The sequence below is a fragment of the uncultured Tenacibaculum sp. genome, assembly GCF_947494125.1.
Taxonomy (GTDB): domain Bacteria; phylum Bacteroidota; class Bacteroidia; order Flavobacteriales; family Flavobacteriaceae; genus Polaribacter.
This window is the reverse complement of the sequence record NZ_CANLTU010000009.1, coordinates 100,027-121,510: the sequence shown is the minus strand read 5'-3', so window position 1 is coordinate 121,510 and position 21,484 is coordinate 100,027. Positions and strand designations below refer to the sequence as shown.

15 protein-coding genes are annotated in these 21,484 nt (G+C 29.7%); 5 read left to right on the top strand and 10 right to left on the bottom strand.

The features are described from left to right. Positions 1 to 12 precede the first annotated feature (12 nt). The 5 genes from Q0881_RS13985 to hutH form a co-directional block, all read right to left on the bottom strand. Positions 13 to 3,666: a M1 family aminopeptidase gene (locus tag Q0881_RS13985; protein ID WP_299161483.1), complete on the bottom strand. Its 3,654-nt coding sequence runs from the start codon at positions 3,664 to 3,666 to the stop codon at positions 13 to 15. Positions 3,667 to 3,707: 41 nt separating this feature from the next. Beyond that, on the bottom strand, positions 3,708 to 4,595 hold the full coding sequence (locus Q0881_RS13980; RefSeq protein ID WP_299161481.1) for an ABC transporter ATP-binding protein: 888 nt from the start codon (positions 4,593 to 4,595) through the stop codon (positions 3,708 to 3,710). Positions 4,596 to 4,738: 143 nt separating this feature from the next. Then, positions 4,739 to 5,269, bottom strand: coding sequence for a DUF4136 domain-containing protein (locus Q0881_RS13975; RefSeq protein ID WP_299161479.1), 531 nt, complete (start codon positions 5,267 to 5,269; stop codon positions 4,739 to 4,741). A 12-nt stretch (positions 5,270 to 5,281) separates the two neighbouring features. Then, entirely contained in the window at positions 5,282 to 7,276 is a 1,995-nt protein-coding gene (locus Q0881_RS13970; RefSeq protein WP_299161519.1) for a urocanate hydratase, read from the bottom strand. 14 nt (positions 7,277 to 7,290) lie between these two features. After that, entirely contained in the window at positions 7,291 to 8,778 is a 1,488-nt protein-coding gene (hutH, locus tag Q0881_RS13965) for a histidine ammonia-lyase (protein ID WP_299161516.1), read from the bottom strand. Positions 8,779 to 8,856: 78 nt separating this feature from the next. On the opposite strand from hutH, the gene Q0881_RS13960 reads away from it, so the two are divergent. Continuing rightward, positions 8,857 to 9,741, top strand: coding sequence for a LysR family transcriptional regulator (locus Q0881_RS13960; protein WP_299161477.1), 885 nt, complete (start codon positions 8,857 to 8,859; stop codon positions 9,739 to 9,741). A 376-nt stretch (positions 9,742 to 10,117) separates the two neighbouring features. Here Q0881_RS13960 and Q0881_RS13950 read toward each other — a convergent pair whose 3' ends face one another. The 5 genes from Q0881_RS13950 to Q0881_RS13930 form a co-directional block, all read right to left on the bottom strand. Next, on the bottom strand, positions 10,118 to 10,747 hold the full coding sequence (locus Q0881_RS13950) for a DUF6134 family protein (RefSeq protein WP_299161472.1): 630 nt from the start codon (positions 10,745 to 10,747) through the stop codon (positions 10,118 to 10,120). Between the two features lie 3 nt (positions 10,748 to 10,750). Further along, a complete protein-coding gene (locus tag Q0881_RS13945) occupies positions 10,751 to 13,258 on the bottom strand; it encodes a DUF5686 family protein (RefSeq protein ID WP_299161470.1) in 2,508 nt (835 codons plus the stop codon). 7 nt (positions 13,259 to 13,265) lie between these two features. Next, positions 13,266 to 14,114 (bottom strand): sterol desaturase family protein, encoded by an 849-nt coding sequence (locus tag Q0881_RS13940; RefSeq protein ID WP_299161468.1) that lies wholly within the window; start codon positions 14,112 to 14,114, stop codon positions 13,266 to 13,268. A gap of 160 nt (positions 14,115 to 14,274) precedes the next feature. Continuing rightward, positions 14,275 to 14,649: a hypothetical protein gene (locus tag Q0881_RS13935; RefSeq protein WP_299161465.1), complete on the bottom strand. Its 375-nt coding sequence runs from the start codon at positions 14,647 to 14,649 to the stop codon at positions 14,275 to 14,277. A 115-nt stretch (positions 14,650 to 14,764) separates the two neighbouring features. After that, positions 14,765 to 15,880 carry a helix-turn-helix domain-containing protein gene (locus tag Q0881_RS13930; protein WP_299161462.1) on the bottom strand — a complete coding sequence of 372 codons (1,116 nt, stop codon included), beginning with the start codon at positions 15,878 to 15,880 and terminating at the stop codon, positions 14,765 to 14,767. Between the two features lie 243 nt (positions 15,881 to 16,123). Between Q0881_RS13930 and Q0881_RS13925 the strand changes: the two genes are divergently transcribed. From Q0881_RS13925 to Q0881_RS13910, 4 genes are all read left to right on the top strand, one after another. Then, positions 16,124 to 19,558, top strand: coding sequence for a methylmalonyl-CoA mutase family protein (locus Q0881_RS13925; RefSeq protein WP_299161459.1), 3,435 nt, complete (start codon positions 16,124 to 16,126; stop codon positions 19,556 to 19,558). Positions 19,559 to 19,705: 147 nt separating this feature from the next. Continuing rightward, entirely contained in the window at positions 19,706 to 20,326 is a 621-nt protein-coding gene (locus Q0881_RS13920) for a TonB-dependent receptor plug domain-containing protein (RefSeq protein WP_299161456.1), read from the top strand. A 210-nt stretch (positions 20,327 to 20,536) separates the two neighbouring features. Beyond that, positions 20,537 to 21,079 carry an RNA polymerase sigma factor gene (locus tag Q0881_RS13915; RefSeq protein ID WP_299161453.1) on the top strand — a complete coding sequence of 181 codons (543 nt, stop codon included), beginning with the start codon at positions 20,537 to 20,539 and terminating at the stop codon, positions 21,077 to 21,079. Continuing rightward, positions 21,076 to 21,480, top strand: coding sequence for a hypothetical protein (locus Q0881_RS13910; RefSeq protein WP_299161450.1), 405 nt, complete (start codon positions 21,076 to 21,078; stop codon positions 21,478 to 21,480). The genes Q0881_RS13915 and Q0881_RS13910 overlap by 4 nt, the downstream gene beginning before the upstream one ends. Positions 21,481 to 21,484: the final 4 nt, after the last annotated feature.

Here is a 21,484-nt window from a genome sequence, read left to right as displayed (position 1 = left end):
CTAAGAGAAATATTATAGTTTTCTCCTGTTATCATCAGATTTAGTATCTATTAGCTTGTTGTATGGATCTACACCAACCTCAACAGGTTTTTTATCTATAATAATTGATACTTTATTATCTATCTGAGTTATTTTATGCTTTTTTAAGTACAACTCAATTTCTTTCTTTTTTCCATCTACTTCTTCTTCTCCAAAAATACCGATGTCTACATAATCAGCTAATTTAACCGATAATACAGGCTTTTTCATTTTCTCTGTCTTATAAGTTAAAGTATCTCCTACTTGTTCTCCATAATAACGTTTTCCTTTTTCATCATTACGATATTTAGAAACTTCAAACTCTATATCTACCTGATATTTTCCATTATCTAATTCTTTAGATGATACTTTTGTTATTCTATTTTTATACAACGTAATGGTTTCAAACATATCTTTAATTACATATTGCAAGCTATCTGGAGTAGCTTTCTTTATATAATCTACCATTTCAATTGATGTTGTATAAGGAGCCTCTTGAAACTTAACTTTTTCTACATATTCTTTTAAGGCATTATTTAGTTTCTCCTCACCAATATAATCACTCAATGCATAAAATACTAAAGATCCTTTTTGATAACGAATATATCCTTGTCCATCGTTATACATTAATGCTTTTTCTCGTTTACGCTCAAAAGTACGTGACTGTAAATATCCATCTAAGCTTTTCTTTAAAAACTTACGCATTTTAGATTTTCCATATTCATGTTCTAATACTTTTAATGATACGTATTCTGATAAACTTTCCGACAACATTGTTGCTCCCAAAACATCTGCTCCTATTACTTGATGTGCCCACCATTGGTGTGCTAATTCATGAACTGTAATTGCAAACGGATAGTCTACTCCACCTTCATCTGTATCATCAACATCTGCTATAAAACCTACTCCTTCTGAAAATGGAATCGTATTTGGGAATGATTGCGCAAAACTTCCTCCCGTTCTTGGAAATTCAACAATTCTAACTTGCTTATGTTGATAAGGACTAAAATTCTTAGAATTATAATCTAACGACGCTTTTATTCCTTTAAACATTCTATCTAAATTATACTCATGTCCTTTCTGATAGTAAATTTCAAGATTTACATCATTCCATTTATCTTTTTTAATCTCATATTTTGCTGAATTAAATGCATAGAAATTTAAAATTTTACTATCCATTTTATAATGAAAATAACGTCGCCCATCCTTTTCCCATTCTTTTTGTAAATATCCAGGTGCTATAGCTATTTGATCCTCTGAAGTTGAAACTGTTGCTTCAAAATCTATCCAATCTGCATCTTTAGAAATATAAGTATCTCCTAATGCTGTACTATCTGATGGATGTGGTCTTAATTCATTCTTTGGTAAACCAAACTTTTTTCGTGTTTCATCATCTGTTAGTTCTCCGTTCGATGAATACCCTAATGATGGATAAATCCCACTATTTATAAATGTCCCATTCCCTAGTACTGGTGAATGACTACGTAAAAATGTATTTGGTTTATTATGTACCGTAAATTTAAGTTCTAAACTATCTCCTGGTTGTATTGATGTAGCAAACTTATAAATATCAAAATTCTGAATTGTATCTTCTAATACTAATGTATTTGGCTTACTAAACTCAAATGTACTTGGGTAATTATTATGGTTTAAGAAAACACTATCTATAGCCTCATTTGTTTTGTTAATCATTTTATAAGTTCCTGAAGATTTAAAATCTCTTGTCTTTGGAAAAATATTCATATCAACATTAACAGCCACAATTCTAGGCTGTGCTTTTCCTTCGTATTTTTTATACTCTTTTTCCCAAGTAACTTGTAATTGTTCTCTTTCTTTTGAAGATGTACGCGTATTTAACACATTATTTTCGTAATAAATTCTCCCTCCAATTCCAAAAAACAAAATAGCTAATATAGATAAGGCTACAATTATTTTAACATCTAAGCGTTTTTTTGCTATTTGTAATCTTTCAACAAAAGAAAACGTTATACCACGCATCCAAAATAACCTTGCTAAGACCAACAGAATTGCCCCTCCCAAAAACCAATAAATCTTATATGTAAAGTAAATATTAAATGAAGATCCATATCCATTCATATCTGAATATTGATAGTTAGAACCTTGATTATATTTAAATACCGATTGTTCGATTCCCGCAAGTGATAATAATGGTAATCCAATTAACATAACCAACAATACAAATAACCCTAGGTATTGATTTTTAATTAACGTTTGAACTAACATTGCTAAGAATGCCCAAATAGCAAAATGAATGAACATTAACACATACACTTCATAAAAATAATGCCCAAGTTCAAAATTATAATATCCTTTATACATTTGAAACAATACTCCTGCCACTACAATTACTGCTAGTAATACAATTTGCATTTTTAAAATTGCAATAAATTTAGACACTAAAAGTGTCCAATCTTTTACAGGAGTTACGTCTATTAAATGATTCGTTTTTGCAATTTCTCCTCTTCGTATTAACATCCCTGCATATAAAAAGGTCAATAAATTTATAAAAAAAGTAAAAACTGTTCCTGGCAACAATAACATTTGCCATGTAGTAGGATAAGTTTTTGTTCCAAACAATTCTCCTGCCGTTAAAGCAAAAACTAATAATGATATTAAACCAACAAGCATAATTGCAATGAATGGCCAACTCTTGAAAATATATTTAAAATCAATATTTGATAATTTCCAAGTAGTCTTTACATCATTAAAAAATGAATAATCATAATCTACTTTTGGTAATTCAATACTTGTAATCCCTCCAAAGTTATGCTTAATAATACGCTCCCCTTTATTCTTTTTAAAACTAAATGAAAATGCATTTTGACTAAATGAAAACAATCTATAAATTCCTGCTAAAATAACAGAACCTATAGTAAACCATAATAATCTGTTATAAATTACAACTCCTTTAAAAGGTAGTATTAATTCGTTTTGTTCGGCAACTGTCCAATAACGTGTGTAATAATTTGCTGCTTGTCCCCCGTAAGGATCAAGTAAAGCTGTCCAAAAACGGTTATCTGGATTCGACAAAAAGCTTTCTGCAACAGCCTGTATAAACATTAATAAGACCACAGTAATAAAACCTGCAGCAATATTTCTCGTAAATGTTACAACACCAAAAACAATAGCTCCAAATAATAATACATTTGGAATAATATATATTAAATAAGAATGTAAATATGCTGAAAAATTAAAAGCGCCTACTATTTCTGAATTAGTCCCAGGTAATCGAAAACCTAAAAACAAACCAATTCCTGCAACTAACATAATGAATAAGACAACCATGAAAGAGCTTAAAAATTTTGCTGACAAATAACTTCTTTTAGAAAATGGATAGGAATATAAAATAGAGTGCATTTCGCTTTTATAATCTCTATATACCGAAGCCCCAATAATAGAAGGAAATAAAAAGAATAAAATTATTGCCATAGCATTAAACTTACCATTAATTTCCGTTGGTGAGTTTACAATTATAGAAGACCCTGTTGTTGTGCTAAATGAATCAAAAATACCTGCAGAACTTGATGATAAGAAAATAGCCACTAAAAACAAAATGGCTGTAAAAATATAAGTAACTGGTTTCTTAAACCAGTATGTTAATTCGTGTTTAAATATGGTAAAAAACATATATTTTATTTTTTGAGTTAAAAAATGATTTCGTTAAATAGTTACGCCGTTACTGGCTGATCATCTTTTAATGCTATAAAATATACATCATCAAGTTGTGGTTTTCCTTGCTTAAAATCTTCCGTAGGCTTAACTTCTGAAAACACACGTACATTTAATGTATTATCTTGATTGTAATTTGAAGAGAGTACATTATATGTAGCTTCTGTTTGTTCTAATTCATCTCTGTCTATAATTTTAGTCCAGATTTTTCCTTCAATTTCTTCAGTAGCTTCCATTGGTGTTGTATGCTTTAAAATACGGCCACCGTTTAAAATTGCCATCTCTTTACATAACTCTTTAACATCCTCTACAATATGTGTTGAAAAAATAACGGTACAATTCGTTCCTACTTCTCTTAACACATTTAAAAATCGATGACGCTCTGCTGGGTCTAATCCTGCTGTTGGTTCATCTACTATAATTAACTTTGGATTGTTTAATAACAATTGTGCTATTCCAAAACGTTGCTTCATTCCTCCTGAATATCCTGCTACGTATTTTTTTCTAACTTCGTATAAATTAGTTATTTCTAATACTTCTTTCACTAATTTTTGACGATCTGTTTTAGACGCTATTCCTTTTAAGGTTGCAAAATAGTCTAACAAATCTTCTGCTGACATTTTTGGATATACTCCAAATGATTGTGGTAAATACCCCAACACTTTTCGTAATTCCATTTTATTTTCTAAAACATTAATATCTCCAAAAGTAATAGTTCCAGAATCTGGACTTTGTAAAGTAGAAATAGTACGCATTAATGAAGATTTCCCTGCTCCATTTGGACCTAATAAACCAAACATCCCTGTTCCTATTTCTAAATTTAAACCGTCAATAGCTTTTACACCATTTTTATAGGTTTTTGTCAAATTCTCTATAACTAACTTCATACTTTTTGGTTTTGTAGATTTTAATAATTTATATATCAGTAGATTCAATCAATCTTTTGTTACACTTTTTTATTTTTTTTTAATAAAAAAAGCATCAAATAAATTTTATTTGATGCTTTTAGTTATTTTTTAGAAATCTATTCTTACTTATTTTTGCTTCCTGGAGGATATTTTGCCATTATCTCACCAACAAACTCTTTAACTCTTTCTTCTTTTTGCTCAACATTTCTTGTTCTTAATGCACCAGTTCCAACACCTTGCCATACTAATTCTTTCTTATTAGCATCTAATAAATCAATAAACAAAGTTCCTTCTGTATATTGCGAGACTCTTACTCGGTTCGCTCCATAATACCAAGGATAATAGAATCCTCCATAAAAGTTATCATTTACATTAATACGTTCGCGAGATTTTGTAAATAAACTTACCAATAGGTCTGGTGATGATGACTTGGTCATTCCTTTAGCTATTAACTCAGCTTCAACTGCACGCATAATACGCTTCTTATCTAAATCTGAAATTGGTGCTTTATCAATTCCTTTTTTATAAAACGCAAATGTTTTGTATTTATTAAAATCTGCTTTAGTATCATAATCTGTAGTTACTTTTACTGAGCTACATGATGAAATAATTAAAGCAACGATTGGTAAAAAAAGTAATTTCTGAATTTTCATTTTCCTTAGGGTTTATACATTATCTAATAATGCATCATCGACCAAATTAGGAACTGTAACTTTTAATTTCTTTTCAGCTTGCATTGCTCTTTTAATAGCAAATACAGCTCCTTCATTTCTTGCCCAACTACGTCGTGAAATTCCATTATTCACATCCCAGAAAAGCATTGATTTTAAGCGTCTTGATGCATCTTTAGAACCATCAAGAAGCATGCCAAATCCTCCGTTAATAACTTCTCCCCAACCGACTCCACCTCCGTTGTGGATTGAAACCCAAGTAGCTCCTCTAAAACTATCTCCAATTACATTATGAATTGCCATGTCTGCAGTATAACGTGAGCCATCATAAATATTTGAAGTTTCTCTATATGGTGAATCTGTACCAGACACATCATGATGATCGCGCCCTAATACTACATTTCCTATTTTACCTTTTTTAATGGCTTTATTAAACGCTTCTGCTATTTTCATACGCCCTTCAGCATCTGCATATAAAATACGTGCTTGAGATCCAACTACTAATTTATTTTCTTGCGCGCCTTTAATCCACTGAATATTATCAGCCATTTGTTGCTGAATTTCTTCTGGCGAATTCTTTTTTATTTTTTCTAAAACTTTACAAGCAATTGCATCAGTTTTTGCTAAATCTTTTGGATCTCCTGAAGTACATACCCAACGGAATGGTCCGAAACCATAATCGAAACACATTGGTCCCATGATATCTTGTACATAACTTGGATACTTGAACTCTCTTCCAATTGTAGGATTCTCTGCCATTACATCTGCTCCTGCTCTACTTGCTTCTAACAAAAATGCATTTCCATAATCGAAGAAATAAGTTCCTTTTGCTGTATGCTTATTAATTGCTTTTGCATGGCGACGTAAAGTCTCTTGCACTTTTTCTTTAAACAACTCTGGCTCATTTGCCATCATTTCATTTGCTTCTTCAAACGAAATACCTACGGGATAATACCCTCCAGCCCATGGGTTATGCAAAGATGTTTGATCAGATCCTAAATCAATATGAACATTCTCTTCTGCAAACTTTTCCCATACTTCTACAATATTACCTAAGTAAGCTAATGATACTACTTCTTCTTTCTCTTTTGCTTCACGAACTCGTGCTACTAAAGCATCTAAATCTGTGATTTTTTCATCTATCCAACCTTGATCTAATCGTATTTGTGTAATTTTTGGATTCACCTCAGCACAGACTGTAATACAACCTGCTATACTTCCTGCTTTTGGTTGCGCTCCACTCATTCCTCCTAAACCAGCTGTAACAAACAAATTTCCTTTTGGTTCTTTTTTTATTTTACGAAAACCATTTAAAACTGTAATTGTTGTTCCATGTACAATTCCTTGCGGGCCTATATACATATAACTTCCCGCAGTCATTTGCCCGTATTGTGTAACTCCTAATGCATTAAATTTCTCCCAATCATCTGGTTGCGAATAATTCGGTATCATCATTCCGTTTGTTACTACTACTCTTGGAGCATCTTTATGTGATGGAAATAATCCCATTGGGTGTCCTGAATACATTGTTAACGTTTGCTTATCTGTCATTTCAGATAAATACTGCATTGTTAATAAATACTGTGCCCAGTTAGAAAACACTGCTCCATTTCCTCCATAAGTAATTAACTCGTGTGGATGTTGTGCTACTGCATAATCTAAATTATTCTGAATCATTAACATGATTGCTTTTGCTTGCTCAGATTTCCCTGGATATTCTTTAATATCTCTAGCATACATTTTATAAGTTGGACGAAAACGGTACATATAAATACGTCCATATTTCTCTAACTCTTCTGCAAACTCTGGTAATAATACTTCATGATGTTTTTTATCAAAATAACGCAATGCATTTTTTAATGCTAATTTTTTCTCTTCAGCAGTTAAAATTTCTTTACGTTTTGGAGCTCTATTTATCGACGAATCGTAAACTGGCATTTCTGGCAACTCACTAGGAATACCTTGTTTTATTTGCTTTTTAAATGTCATCATAATTTCTATTTTTAAGCTACTTTAAATTCTTGATTCTTAACCATATTTACCAATGCATTGATATCATCTTTCAACACTCTATCATCTTCTAATTTAGCTACTTTATTTCTAATTAACTTAAAATTACCTTCTATGATAGGTGAAAATGTATTTGGTCTTCTAAAATCCATAGCTTGTGCCGCATACATAAACTCTATTGCGAATATTTTATCTATATTTCCTAGAATTTGATTGAATTTACGTCCTGAAATACTTCCCATAGATACATGATCTTCTTGTCCTAATGATGTTGGAACGCTATCTGCCGATGGAGGAAAACATAACGATTTATTTTCTGTTACTAGTGCTGCTGTAGTGTACTGAGGAATCATAAACCCTGAGTTTAATCCTCCTGCTTCTGTAAGCAATCTTGGTAAACCGTACTTCCCTTCTAATAATAAATAACAACGTCTATCTGCAATGTTTCCTAGCTCTGATGCTGCTATTGAAGCGTAATCTAATGCCATTGCTAAAGGTTGCCCATGAAAGTTTCCTCCTGATATTGCTTCTGTTTCACTTAACACAATTGGATTATCCGTTACCGAATTCATTTCTATTTCTGCCAATTCGTTTAAATGGTAAAATGCATTTCTTGAAGCTCCATGTACTTGTGGCATACAACGAATAGAATATGGGTCTTGTACTCTAGGAAAACTAGTATCTTGTGCATTTTGAGAATCTTTTAATAACATTCGCATACGCTCTGCTACCTTTAAATTTCCTTTAAACGGACGGATTTTGTGTAATTCCTCTTTAAATGGTGATACATTTCCTGAATACCCTTCTAAGGTCATAGCTCCAGCTACATCTGCTAAATCCAATAAATATTCCATTTTTTTTAAGCCTAAGATAGCGTGTGCTAAAATAAACTGAGTTCCATTTATTAATCCTAAACCTTCTTTTGCTTCTAATACTAAAGGCTCTAAATTATTTTTTGTTAATACTTCTTTAGAAGGTACTATAGTATCTCCTACCCAAAACTCCCCTTCTCCTAACAATGGTAAAAAAAGATGTGATAATGGTGCCAAATCTCCTGATGCTCCAACTGATCCTTGTTCTGGAACTACTGGCAATAAATTATTCTCAATAAAATACACAATACGTTCTATCATTTCTATACGTACTCCTGAAAACCCTTGACATAATGCTTGCACTTTACATATCATCATTATTTTAGATAGCTTTTTCTCTATCGGGTTTCCTACTCCAACGGCATGTGTAATTAACAAATTTTCTTGTAACTTACTAGTCTCTTCTGGTGTAATTTGCACATCACACAAAGGTCCAAAACCTGTATTTATACCATAGATAGCGGCATCAGAATTTGCCATTTTATCTACTTTCCCTCTACACACATTTATCTTATCTTTAGCTTCAGATGTTATTTCTGCTTTTAAAGTTCCCTCAGCAATTGCAATTACTTTATCTACCGTTAAGTTATCTATTCCGTATTTAAACATGTCTTTTATTTCATTTTCTACAAAGTTATTTTTATTTTTGATAACTAACAATATCATCTTTATCAATAAATAATAACCATGAGTTATCAAATAGAGTTAAGACATTTTCGTTATTTTTTGGCTGTTGCTGAAGATTTACATTTTAGAAAAGCTGCTGAACGGCTTTTTATTTCGCAACCTGGGTTGAGTAGACAAATTAAACAAATGGAAGATGATATTGGTATTCAATTATTTATTCGTCACAATCGAAAAGTTCAGTTAACTCCAGCTGGCTTATATCTTAAAAATGAGCTTACTAGGAATCTTAAAAACTTAGATAATATTTTAGATTATGCTAAACTTCTCCAAGATGGAAAAGATGGTAAACTAGAGTTTGGCTATGTTGGATCTGCTATGCAAGATATTATTCCTAATTTATTAATTCAGTTTAAAAAAAAATATCCTAATGTTCAATTTGGCTTAAAAGAAATGGACAATCAAAAACAAATTGATAGTCTTTTATCTCATGATATTGATATAGGTTTTGTTCGTTTAGATCGTGTACCTAGAGGTCTTGCTATTAAACCTATTTTAAAAGAATCTTTTTGTCTGGTTTTACCTAAAGAACATCCAGTAAATGTTGATAATTTCAAAGGACTTCATCAATTAAAAAACGAATCTTTTATTTTATTTGATCCTTCATACAGTCCTTCTTACTATGAAAAAGTAATGCAAATTTTCGACGAGAGTGGCTTCTCTCCTATTGTTTCTCATAATACTATACATGCTGCTTCGATATATAAATTAGTTGAAAATAATTTTGGTTTATCTATTGTTCCTAAGTCACTTCAAAAAGGTTATAACATGGATGTAAAATTTATTGAGTTACATAAAATACCTCAACGAACTACCTTATCCGTAGTATGGGATAAAAACAATAGAAACCCTATTGTTGCTTCTCTTTTAGAAAAAATTACTTCTTAAAACATAGCTTTTTCATATTATAAAATATAAAATGGCTACTTTTACATCATATTTTTTTATGATTTTTATATCTAAACATATCATTCCAAAAGGTTTTATTGGCTTAACTTTATATCCCTTTATATTTATAAAAAGGAAAGATTTGAGATATAATTATGAACTTATAAATCATGAAAAAATCCATTTAAAACAACAGCAAGAGCTTTTAATTGTTTTCTTTTTTTTATTCTACATTATTGAATGGCTCATTAAATTAATTATATACAAAAACAAACACTTAGCTTACAAAAATTTAAGTTTTGAACGAGAAGCTTATTTAAATGAAAACAACTTATATTATTTAGAAAAAAGAAAATTCTGGAGTTTTATTAATTACTTATAATTTACCAACCTCTTTTTTCTTTTTTATCGATTTTAATACCATTTCAAAATTAAAAAGTGTTTTTCTAACAATACACTTTTCTAAAACACCTTCTTTATTATAAATATACGTGTCTTTATGCCTGCTCTTAGAGTTTATTAAATCAAATTGATTTGCATTTATTTTTGTCATTGTTTTATAAAAACCTCCTACTTCTTCAAATACTCTCTGGTTATTTTTAGGTTTATGATACGTTAACATTATTGTACTCATCACAATTGGTTTATCATGATCCGTTTCTTTACCATCTGTTATTACAAAGTACTTGCCCTTTTTATATTCTAAAACCGATTTCTCTCTTACTTTTCCATTCTTTTTAACTTCATAGAAACTACTTTTTAAAACATTATCATCATAAACAGTTTCCATAAATGTTGCTATTTCTTTCTTTCCAAAAAAACGAATTGATGATAATGAACTTGTTTTATAGATAGTTTGTGAACCTTTTTGAATTCTATTAGCTATTACTGTTCCTATTTTGTTTCCAAAAACTTTTACATCATAGGTGTATTCTTGCCCATATAATAAAGTTACATTCATTAAAAACAGTACAATTATTATTATAATTTGAAATTTACTTTTCATATATTAAAATGATGTTTTAAAACCAACTCGTATTCCGAAACCCGGACTCACAGGTCCATTTACATTCTTAAAATCACCTCGCCAGATAAAGTCAACTCTTAAAGGTCTCAAGTTTCCATAACCTATATTTTCTATTCCAAATCCGTATTCAAAATATGGTTTCTTATTTGGCGCTACATATTTTATTGTTGATCTATTTATTTTTTTATTTCTATTTGAAATACTTCCATAAACCGCTCTAAAAGTTAGTAAACTTCTTAAACCTAACTTTTTAATTAATGGAATACGGTTAAATAATAACCCATTAAAATGTTGTTCAAAATGCCCTTCTACTGAGCTATCAGCAACAAAATCATAATAATCTAACAATGCAAAAGTATTTGGTGTTAGAAAGTATGTTTGGTTTGATGGAACTGCAGTTAATACTGACAGTGGTGTTTTACCAAATGTTTTTGCTATAATTATTGTTGGATCAAACACTCCAAATTTACCAACTTGCAAAGGATGATTATATAGTATTGAAAGCTTCTCATAATCTACATTCCCTCCAAAAACTCCTTTGTACGCTTTTTTATAATTCACCAATAATTTAGGATGTAGTTTTGTTCCTAATTGTCTATCAACTCCAAAACCTTCTGTAACTCTACCTGGCTGGTAACTTAAATAAAAATCTGAATAGACATCTTTAGTTACATTTATTGTTTTATTCTTTCTTTTATCAAAAAACGCCATAGAAAAACGTTTAGAATCTGCTGAAGTAATTTTTTCATGAGCTAACTTAATTCCCATGTTAAAGTTTTCTGCTACTTCTACATCAAATCGAAACATTTTCTTTTTAACTTTTGCTAAGAAATAATTATCACCTCTTACAAAAACTGCTTTCGGTCCCTTATCTGGTTGTGGTATTAAATCTCTTTCATTAAACCTTGTAAAACCCATTTGTTCAACATCATTTAAATAAGCTGCTCCTAAAGTTATTCTTGGTTTTGATGACATTAAATATCTTCCTTCTATACCATATTTAAACTTTTTATCTTTAAAACCATACGCTCCGTACCCTAACAATTTCATTCGGTCATTATTGGTTTTAAAAGTTCTAAAACCTAATCGTAACCTTATTCCTTCAATATCATTTTTTGCAGTTGTTGTAAATAAATTCCCTAACTGTATTCCTGTTATTGGTGTAAAATATCCATCTGAAAGTGTATATATTGTGCCTGTTATCTTTTTTACTTTACTGCTAGACTTTACTTTATTTACAAGCTTAAATGTATTTTTTGTTGTTTCATCTTGCTTAGTGTCCCAATACGAATCTGCCTTTTTAAATTGATTTGCTGAATTCTGTACTATTTTTACATCATAAAAAGCTGCCGATTTTTCTCTATCAAAAACATACTTTGAAAACTTTTCTTTTTTCACCAAATAAATACCCTTTTCCTTATTATTTTTTGTTAAAAAAGTAAACTCTCCCTTATACTTATTTGTTTTTGGTAAATAAATACTATCGTTTTTTAATAAAAAAGTTTTTTCTATTGATAAATCTCTTACAAAATTTAGATTTACATCTTTTAAAATTTCCATTTCAATAGACGTTAGAGCAAAACTTTTATCGGCAACTTTCATGTGACCTTTAAATACCAAGTCTCCTTTTTGACGAGGAAAAAAATGAATTGTATATTCTTTTCTATTATTTACTATAGTGCTATCTGATAATACATAGTCATAACTCCCAAAACCTGACGTTGAAATTGGACTTACAAATGTTTTATCTAAAATAAAAACATCATCATTGTATATATCTATTTCTTTAAAAATAGTAGTCGCTCTATCTACATATTTTCCTAATTGATGTATTCCTATTTTTCGTTCTCCTTCTACATCTCGCCTTTCTATATGTAATAAATTATTTCCATAAACTTTCTCGCTTTTTTCAATAAACTCAACTGGTATGTAATAGCTATCATTATGATAATTATTTTGCACGTAATCTTTTAAGTCTTTAAATTTATTACGTAATACTTTACGTACAAATGCACTATCCATATTCCCAAACCCTAATTCCCTAGAGTTATACTGATCATACTGATATGCATTTACCAATGAAAGACCATTTTTTTTCTTCTTTTTCCAAATTTCTTTTAGTATTTGATAAGCTGGATTTTCTTTCTTCTTGAGTCTTTTTTTAGGTCTTTTAACTATAACCACCTCTTCTAATGTGGTATTATCTTCTTTTAATGTCACCTTTAAAGCATTGGTTATCCTGTTTTTTAACTCAATTTCTTGCGTTTGAAACCCTAAAAAGACGATAGATATTATTGATTGTTTTTTGGAGCTTTGTATATAAAACTCTCCTTTTTCATCGCTTACAGTACCAATACTAGTGCCTTTAAAAAAAACATTTACGTAAGGTAAAGGCTCATTATTTTCATCTACAATTTTCCCATTTACTTTTGTCTGCGCACTTAATGCAGCGTATAAAAAAATAAACGCTACTACTAACTTCATCTTCATCCTAAAACTATTTTACTGCTTTTAACTTTACTTTTTTATAAATAGGATTAGTTGAATGCTCTCTATTTTCATCAAATGGTCGTGTAATTAAATTTTTAAAATCTTTATTCTCCTCCACATCCATATTAGTGTCTATTCCATGAACAATTTCTGATTGTTTCATTTTACTGAAAGTAGAAAATAAACGATCCCATATAGAAAATATATCTCCATAGTTACTATCAGTTTGTGGCAATACATAATGATGATGTATATGATGTGTATTTGGAGTTACAAAAAGAAGTGATATGATATTATTTAATCTATCCGGTAATTTTGCTTTTGAATGAGAGGTTAAATTAATAAAGCTTTGAATAAATTGCTTTATTAATAAAAACTCTACAGGTACACCTAAAACAAAAACAATTGCTATTAAAAAACTTACTCTAACTGTTGTTTCTCCAGGATGTTCTCTTACCGTTGTTGATATATCTACATCCATATCACTATGGTGTACTTGGTGAAATCTCCAGAAAATAGGCACTCTATGCATCATGACATGATACCAATAATCAAAAAAATCAATGCATATAAAAGCTACAATAAAATGTAGTATAGAATATTCTTCCAAAGGCAATTGGTAAAGTAATCCCCATTTTTCATTTACTGTCCAATTAGCGACCATAAATACAATGGTAGAGAGTCCTATTTGTACTGGTAATACAAATATTATAAACTTTGCATTTAATAATGAATGAAGCGCTTTATGTTTTAATTCTTGAGAAAATAGTCTTAATTCTAATCCCCAAAAGAAAAAAATAATAAAAGCATAAACTGTTAATTGTAAAACCAAAGGGTTTTCATAAAATACTGACATAGTAGTTTTTTTTAAATGACTATAACGTTAGTTTGGCTGGTTGAAAGCTATAGTTATCCTATCCTGCATTATGCTTACTTATAAACATAACACAAGACAAATAATAATATCACTCTAGCTATAGAGTTAAATATTAGATTTGATAATAATTAAATCGTTGTTATTTTTTTTGATAGTGAAGTGTCAAAGTTCCCTCCTCTGAAGCTATATTTAACACCATTTTTTGAGCAGTAAAACTCTTAATTTTAAAGACTGTACTTTCATTACCTACTTTTACAGTAATCGTTTTTGATTTGTTATCTACAGTAAATCCCCCATTTACTTTTTCCCCTAGGAATCCAACAAATTTATTTGGTTTTTTGTATTCTTGGTATGCTTCTGCAACTCCAAAAACGTCTAAAGGTGTTCCTTTTTGCCCCATTGCTTCAACCTCTTTTAATTCCCATTTACCAAAAATTTGTTTTGAAATTTCTTGACATTGAGCTGGTGCATTTCCTAACCAAAGTATAACTATTGTTATGATTATTTTTTTCATTCTGAATTGTTTTAAAAATTAAACATGTACTTTTAGAAAAGTAATTTTATCCCTTCAATAAGATTTTACAATTACCAGTCAGCAAAGAAACGCTACACGATTAAAAAAATTCTTTTTAACAAGTCCTAGAACACGTATTCGGACTCTTTAGCCTGCTTTTATATTCACTTGGAGTTATTCCTTCTACTTCTTTAAACACTTTATAAAAGGTTGATTTTGAAGAAAAACCTGCATCTTTAGCAAGTCCTAATATTGAATATTGCATTGCTTTATCAGACTCAATCAATTTCTTAAACTCAAGTACTCTTAATTGGTTGATAAAATGATGAAAATTCTTTTTAGCACATAAGTTTATTAAATTAGATAACTCTCTTTCTTTGATAGTTAATAATTCAGACAACAATTTTATAGTTAAATTAGGGTTCTTATAATACTTCTCTTCTTCTATTTTAAAATAAAGTTCTTTAAATTTTAAATCGTCAATTTTTTCATTAATTTTTACACAATTTTCAACACTCTCTTCCTTAATTTCAATCTTAGCTATTTTATTAGAAACTTCGTTTATATAGGCTACCTGTTGAAATCCATTATACCCTATCCAATACACAATGAAAAAAGTTACTAAGCTTACAATAAAATCAATTAAAACTTCCGTAAATTCATTTTCTATATTTATTAATAATAATCCACTTAAAAACATAAAAATGTGTAATCCAACAATAGTAAGCATAATCACTTTTATCCAAGAAAGTGTTTTGTTTTCTACATAAGAATAATAACTCTCTAATTTCACTCTATATTTTTTAAGTAAATAAAAGGCAGTAATTAATAATGGAATGTTAGTTAAAAGATATACTAGTTCATATAATAATTCTTCTAATTCAGTATCTCTAAAAGGAATTACATTTAATAACATTCCAGGTAAATACAAAAATAACCACCAGAACCCCCTCTTTTCTTTAGTTATAAAAACGATATAAAGAAATAATGAAGGTATAATAAATAAATAGCTATTAATTTCTATTGAAATTTGATTAAAAATACTTGCCACCTCTTCATCACTAAGAAAGTCACTTAATATATTAAAACCCAATGCCCATAAAAAAAGAATTAAAAAAATATTTCCTTTTTGTTTTTTTAATTTCAATGTTAAAAACAAAAAACCTATCATAATAGCTGAAAAAGAAGCTAATAGATAGCTAAACAATGATAATTGACTTAAAACTTCCATTTAATAGTATGTTGTTATATTACTGTAAGATGCCATAACTCTACTTTTGTTACAAACAGTAGAAAATATCTTTTTACAATGAGTAATATTTTAAAAAAGTATATCTCTTTTTTGTTTTATATAAACTTTAACAATTACTTCCTCTTATACCCTAACATCTAGAGCTTTTATTATTCTTAGTAAATCCTTTTATTTTTTAATATTTCCGTAAATTGCGTACCGAAAATTTAAGTTAATTTACGAATGGAACAAATAGCACCTTATAAACCAATACATAAAGTTAGAATTGTAACAGCTGCATCTTTATTTGATGGGCATGATGCTGCCATAAATATTATGCGTAGAATTATACAATCTACCGGTGTAGAGGTAATTCACTTAGGTCATGATAGAAGTGTTGAAGAAGTAGTAAACTGTGCAATTCAAGAAGATGCAAATGCTATTGCTATGACATCTTATCAAGGAGGTCATACAGAGTACTTTAAATACATGTACGATTTACTGAAAGAAAAAGGTGCGAGCCATATCAAAATTTTTGGTGGTGGTGGTGGTGTAATTCTACCTGAAGAAATTAAAGAATTAATGGATTATGGAATTACCCGTATTTATTCTCCAGATGATGGACGTGAATTAGGTTTACAAGGAATGATTAACGATTTGGTAAAAACATCAGATTTTGCCATTGGTGATGAATTAAATGGAGAAATAAATAATTTAGCTGAAAAAGAAATTGGAAGCATAGCACGTATTATTTCTTCAGCAGAAAACTTTCCTGAAGTAGCAAAAGAAACTTTAAACGCTATACATGAAAAAAATAAAAGTTCAAAAACTCCTGTTTTAGGAATTACAGGTACTGGTGGTGCTGGTAAATCTTCATTAGTAGATGAATTAGTTCGTCGTTTTTTAATTGATTTCCCTGAGAAAACTATCGGTTTAATTTCTGTTGATCCTTCAAAACGTAAAACTGGGGGTGCTTTATTAGGTGACCGTATTCGTATGAATGCGATTAATAACGAACGTGTATATATGCGTTCTTTGGCAACACGTCAATCTAATTTAGCTTTATCTAAATATGTAAATGAAGCTGTACAAGTTTTAAAAGCTGCCGAGTTTGATTTAATTATTTTAGAAACTTCTGGTATTGGACAGTCTGATACCGAAATCATTGAGCATTCTGATACTTCACTATATGTAATGACTCCAGAATTTGGAGCTGCAACACAATTAGAAAAAATCGACATGCTTGATTTTGCTGATTTGGTTGCCATTAATAAATTTGACAAACGTGGTGCTTTAGATGCTATACGTGATGTTAAAAAACAATATATGCGTAACAATAACCTTTGGGATGTTCATATGGATGACATGCCAGTTTTTGGAACGATTGCGTCACAATTTAACGACCCAGGAATGAATACGTTATATAAACGTATTATGGATAAGTTAGTTGAAAAAACGAATGCAGATTTAAAATCTAGTATGGAAATTACTAAGGAAATGTCTGAAAAGATATTTGTAATTCCTCCAAGTAGAGTTCGTTATTTATCTGAAATATCAGAAAGTAATAGAGCTTATGATAAAAAAGTTGACGATCAAGTTATTGTTGCTCAGAAATTGTATGGTATTCATAAAACCATAGAGTCTATTATAAATTCACCTGCAACAATTATTAAAACAGGGTTAAATGAAGATGAAATTTTATCTCAAGAGTCTGCTAAGGACGATACAGACTTTTTAAAATTATTAATTGCTCAATTTGATAAAGTAAAACTTAATCTTGATCCACATAACTGGGAAGTTATTTTAAACTGGCAAGAAAAGGTTGAAAAATATAAAAATCCTATTTACACGTTTAAAGTACGTGACAAAGAAATTAAAATAGCCACACATACAGAATCGTTATCACATACCCAAATACCTAAAGTATCTTTACCTAAATATCAAGCTTGGGGAGATTTATTACGTTGGAGTTTACAAGAAAACGTTCCTGGAGAATTCCCATACGCATCAGGATTATATCCTTTTAAAAGAACTGGAGAAGATCCAACTAGAATGTTTGCTGGTGAGGGTGGTCCAGAACGTACTAACAGACGTTTCCACTATGTAAGTTTAGGCATGCCAGCTAAACGATTATCAACAGCTTTTGATTCGGTTACTTTATATGGAAATGACCCAGGACTTAGACCTGACATTTATGGTAAGATTGGTAATGCAGGTGTTTCTATTTGTTGTTTAGACGATGCTAAAAAATTATATTCAGGTTTCGATTTAAGTCACGCTATGACTTCTGTATCGATGACTATAAATGGACCAGCACCAATGTTGTTAGGTTTCTTTATGAATGCTGCAATCGATCAGAATTGTGAGAAATACATCAAAGAAAATAAATTAGAAAAACAAGTTGAAGCTAAGTTCAAAGAAATTTATGATTCTAAAGGATTAGATAGACCTGTTTATCAAGGAAAATTACCAGAAGGAAATGACGGTTTAGGTCTACTACTTTTAGGTTTAACTGGTGATATGGTTTTACCTTCGGAAGTATATGCTGAAATTAAAAAAACAACTTTAGCACAAGTTAGAGGAACTGTACAAGCTGATATTTTAAAAGAAGATCAAGCACAAAATACGTGTATATTCTCTACTGAATTTGCCTTACGTTTAATGGGAGATGTTCAAGAATACTTCATTGAAAAACAAGTTCGTAATTTTTATTCTGTTTCAATTTCTGGATACCATATTGCAGAAGCTGGTGCAAACCCAATTACACAATTAGCGTTGACATTATCAAACGGATTTACCTATGTTGAATACTATTTATCTCGTGGGATGGACATTAATAAATTTGGACCAAACTTATCGTTCTTTTTCTCTAACGGAATTGACCCTGAATATTCAGTAATTGGTCGTGTTGCTCGTAAAATTTGGGCAAAAGCCTTGAAACATAAATACGGAGCTAACCCAAGAGCTCAAATGTTAAAATATCATATTCAAACTTCTGGTCGTTCTTTGCACGCACAAGAAATTGATTTTAACGATATTCGTACTACGCTTCAAGCTTTATATGCAATCAATGACAATTGTAATTCATTACATACAAATGCGTATGATGAAGCGATTACAACACCTACAGAAGAATCTGTTCGTAGAGCAATGGCAATTCAGTTGATTATCAATAAAGAATTAGGTTTAGCCAAAAATGAAAATCCAATTCAAGGTGCTTTTATTATTGAAGAATTAACTGATTTAGTTGAAGAAGCAGTATTATTAGAGTTTGATAGAATTACCGAACGTGGAGGCGTTTTAGGAGCTATGGAAACCATGTATCAACGTTCTAAAATACAAGAAGAAAGTTTATATTATGAGACTTTAAAACATACTGGCGAATTTCCAATTATTGGTGTAAATACTTTCTTAAGTTCTAAAGGCTCACCTACAGTACAACCTGCTGAAGTTATTCGTGCAACGGAAGAAGAAAAGCAATTCCAAATTCAAACAAAAGAATTATTGAACAAAGCCAATGATGGAAAAGTTCAAGAACAACTAGCTATTTTACAAGAAGCTGCTGTTCAGAATGAAAACTTATTCGATAAATTAATGGAAGCAACTAAATATTGTTCTTTAGGTCAAATTACGCAAGCTTTATTTAAGGTTGGTGGGCAATATAGGAGAAATATGTAAAACTGTTTCTTTAAATATAACAAGCCTCATGTTTTCATGAGGCTTATTTTTTTGATTACCAAACACCTAAGATTATAATGAAATAAATTCAACTTAATATTTAATTTAATTTTGTTATTTTAGTAAAACCTTAAAACCTCATAAAAAATGAAAAAATATATATTCTTAGTTTTATTTGGATTCCTTTTTTTTAACTTTAATATAAATGCTCAATCAACAAAGAGCAAAAACTTAATTATTCAAGTTAAAGACAATAATAATAAACCAATACCCAAAGCAATTATTCTTTTTGATAATGTAAGACAAAAAAGGTGGACAAATTCAAAAGGTTTTTTTAAAACTAAACTAACAAAAATACCGAAAGAAATTAGTGCTTTCTCACCTAAAATTGGAATAAAAAAAATTACTTATAACGGCAAAAAAAATATCGTAATTACCATAAAAGGAGGAAAAGACCATTATACTATTAATGATTCTAATTCTAAAAACTTGAGTGCTGCTCAATTTAAAACAATATATGATTATATGCGAGGGCAAGTACCTGGTGTAACAATTGACCCAAATAACAGTATTAACATTAGAGGTTATAACAGTATTAATGGGAGTACTACTCCTTTATTTGTTGTTAATAATACTGCTGTTGATCAGATTATTTTTGGTGATATAGTTCCTACTTCTATAAAATCTATTACAGTATTAAAAGGTCCAGAAACATCTAAATATGGTTCTAGAGGTGCTAATGGTGTAATAGAAGTTAAAACTTATTAGAACTCTTAATTAAGCGTACTAAAAAACCTCATAAGTGTTAACACTTATGAGGTTTTTTAGTATTCCTATTTTATAAATAGAATTACTTTTAAATAATATCATAGATGTAAGTATTAACTTACTTTCAATTTATTTTTTTAAAAATGCAATAAATTAAAAAAACATCGTCTTTTAAAACAAAGACTCTTCATATAAAGGTTTTTAAATAATTTGGAATCAGAAAACACAAAAAAGCTTAAAGATTTTTTTGGTAGAGAATATCTATCACTTAAAAGGTATATAAATACTAGAATAAGTGATACTGTTAATCGTAATGCTGAAGATATAATTCAAGATGTTGCTTTAAAATTATTTGCTGGTGCTGATAGATATGGGCCTATAAATAATGTAGCTAGTTTCGTTTATAGATCAATAAAAAACAAAATTATTGATACAATGAGAGCTCCTAAAAAAGCTAATAGATTGGAAACTGATGAAAATTTATTAGAGATAGTTGATGTCCTTAATCATTCTGAAAACCATTACAATTCAGATCAAATGATATCAATCTTAAAATATTGTATTGAAGATTTAAAGGCAGCTTATAAAGATATTATTATCGCTGTAGATTTTGAAGGGTATACTTATAAAGAAATTTCATCTAAAACTGGAATTCCTATAGGAACCTTAATGTCCAGAAGACATAGAGCAATTGGGATATTGTATAAAAAAATAGAATTAGAATTACAAAAACATAAAATCATTAAATCATGACAAATTTTTTTACACATAAATTTAGAAAAAAATCACCCATTGAAATAATAGGTATCATCATTTTTGGAGCACTATTTATTACTGGTTTAGCTATTTTATTTGGCTTTGTAATAATGTGGTTATGGAACTGGTTGATGCCTGAAATTTTCGGTCTTACTACACTTACTTATTGGCAAGCTGTTGGGTTATTCATTCTTCTAAGAATATTAATTGGAGGTTGTGGCGGTAGTGGTAGTAAAAAGTCTAATAAAAAATGTGATAAAGACAATAAAACCGATTTTTCTAAATGGAAACATTATGATAAATTTTGGAAAGAAGAAGGCGATAAATACTATACTCAGTATGTTGACAAAAAAACAAACCCAAATCAAGATAATCCTCAAAAAACCGATTTAGAATAAAAAA

Coding starts and splice junctions, on each gene's coding strand:
- Q0881_RS13930 (WP_299161462.1), bottom strand. CDS start 15,880: ATGGAAGTTTTAAGTCAATTATCATTGTTTAGCTATCTATTAGCTTCT.
- Q0881_RS13980 (WP_299161481.1), bottom strand. CDS start 4,595: ATGAAGTTAGTTATAGAGAATTTGACAAAAACCTATAAAAATGGTGTA.
- Q0881_RS13970 (WP_299161519.1), bottom strand. CDS start 7,276: ATGACATTTAAAAAGCAAATAAAACAAGGTATTCCTAGTGAGTTGCCA.
- hutH (WP_299161516.1), bottom strand. CDS start 8,778: ATGTTTAAATACGGAATAGATAACTTAACGGTAGATAAAGTAATTGCA.
- Q0881_RS13950 (WP_299161472.1), bottom strand. CDS start 10,747: ATGAAAAGTAAATTTCAAATTATAATAATAATTGTACTGTTTTTAATG.
- Q0881_RS13975 (WP_299161479.1), bottom strand. CDS start 5,269: ATGAAAATTCAGAAATTACTTTTTTTACCAATCGTTGCTTTAATTATT.
- Q0881_RS13945 (WP_299161470.1), bottom strand. CDS start 13,258: ATGAAGATGAAGTTAGTAGTAGCGTTTATTTTTTTATACGCTGCATTA.
- Q0881_RS13960 (WP_299161477.1), top strand. CDS start 8,857: ATGAGTTATCAAATAGAGTTAAGACATTTTCGTTATTTTTTGGCTGTT.
- Q0881_RS13940 (WP_299161468.1), bottom strand. CDS start 14,114: ATGTCAGTATTTTATGAAAACCCTTTGGTTTTACAATTAACAGTTTAT.
- Q0881_RS13910 (WP_299161450.1), top strand. CDS start 21,076: ATGACAAATTTTTTTACACATAAATTTAGAAAAAAATCACCCATTGAA.
- Q0881_RS13925 (WP_299161459.1), top strand. CDS start 16,124: ATGGAACAAATAGCACCTTATAAACCAATACATAAAGTTAGAATTGTA.
- Q0881_RS13985 (WP_299161483.1), bottom strand. CDS start 3,666: ATGTTTTTTACCATATTTAAACACGAATTAACATACTGGTTTAAGAAA.
- Q0881_RS13935 (WP_299161465.1), bottom strand. CDS start 14,649: ATGAAAAAAATAATCATAACAATAGTTATACTTTGGTTAGGAAATGCA.
- Q0881_RS13920 (WP_299161456.1), top strand. CDS start 19,706: ATGAAAAAATATATATTCTTAGTTTTATTTGGATTCCTTTTTTTTAAC.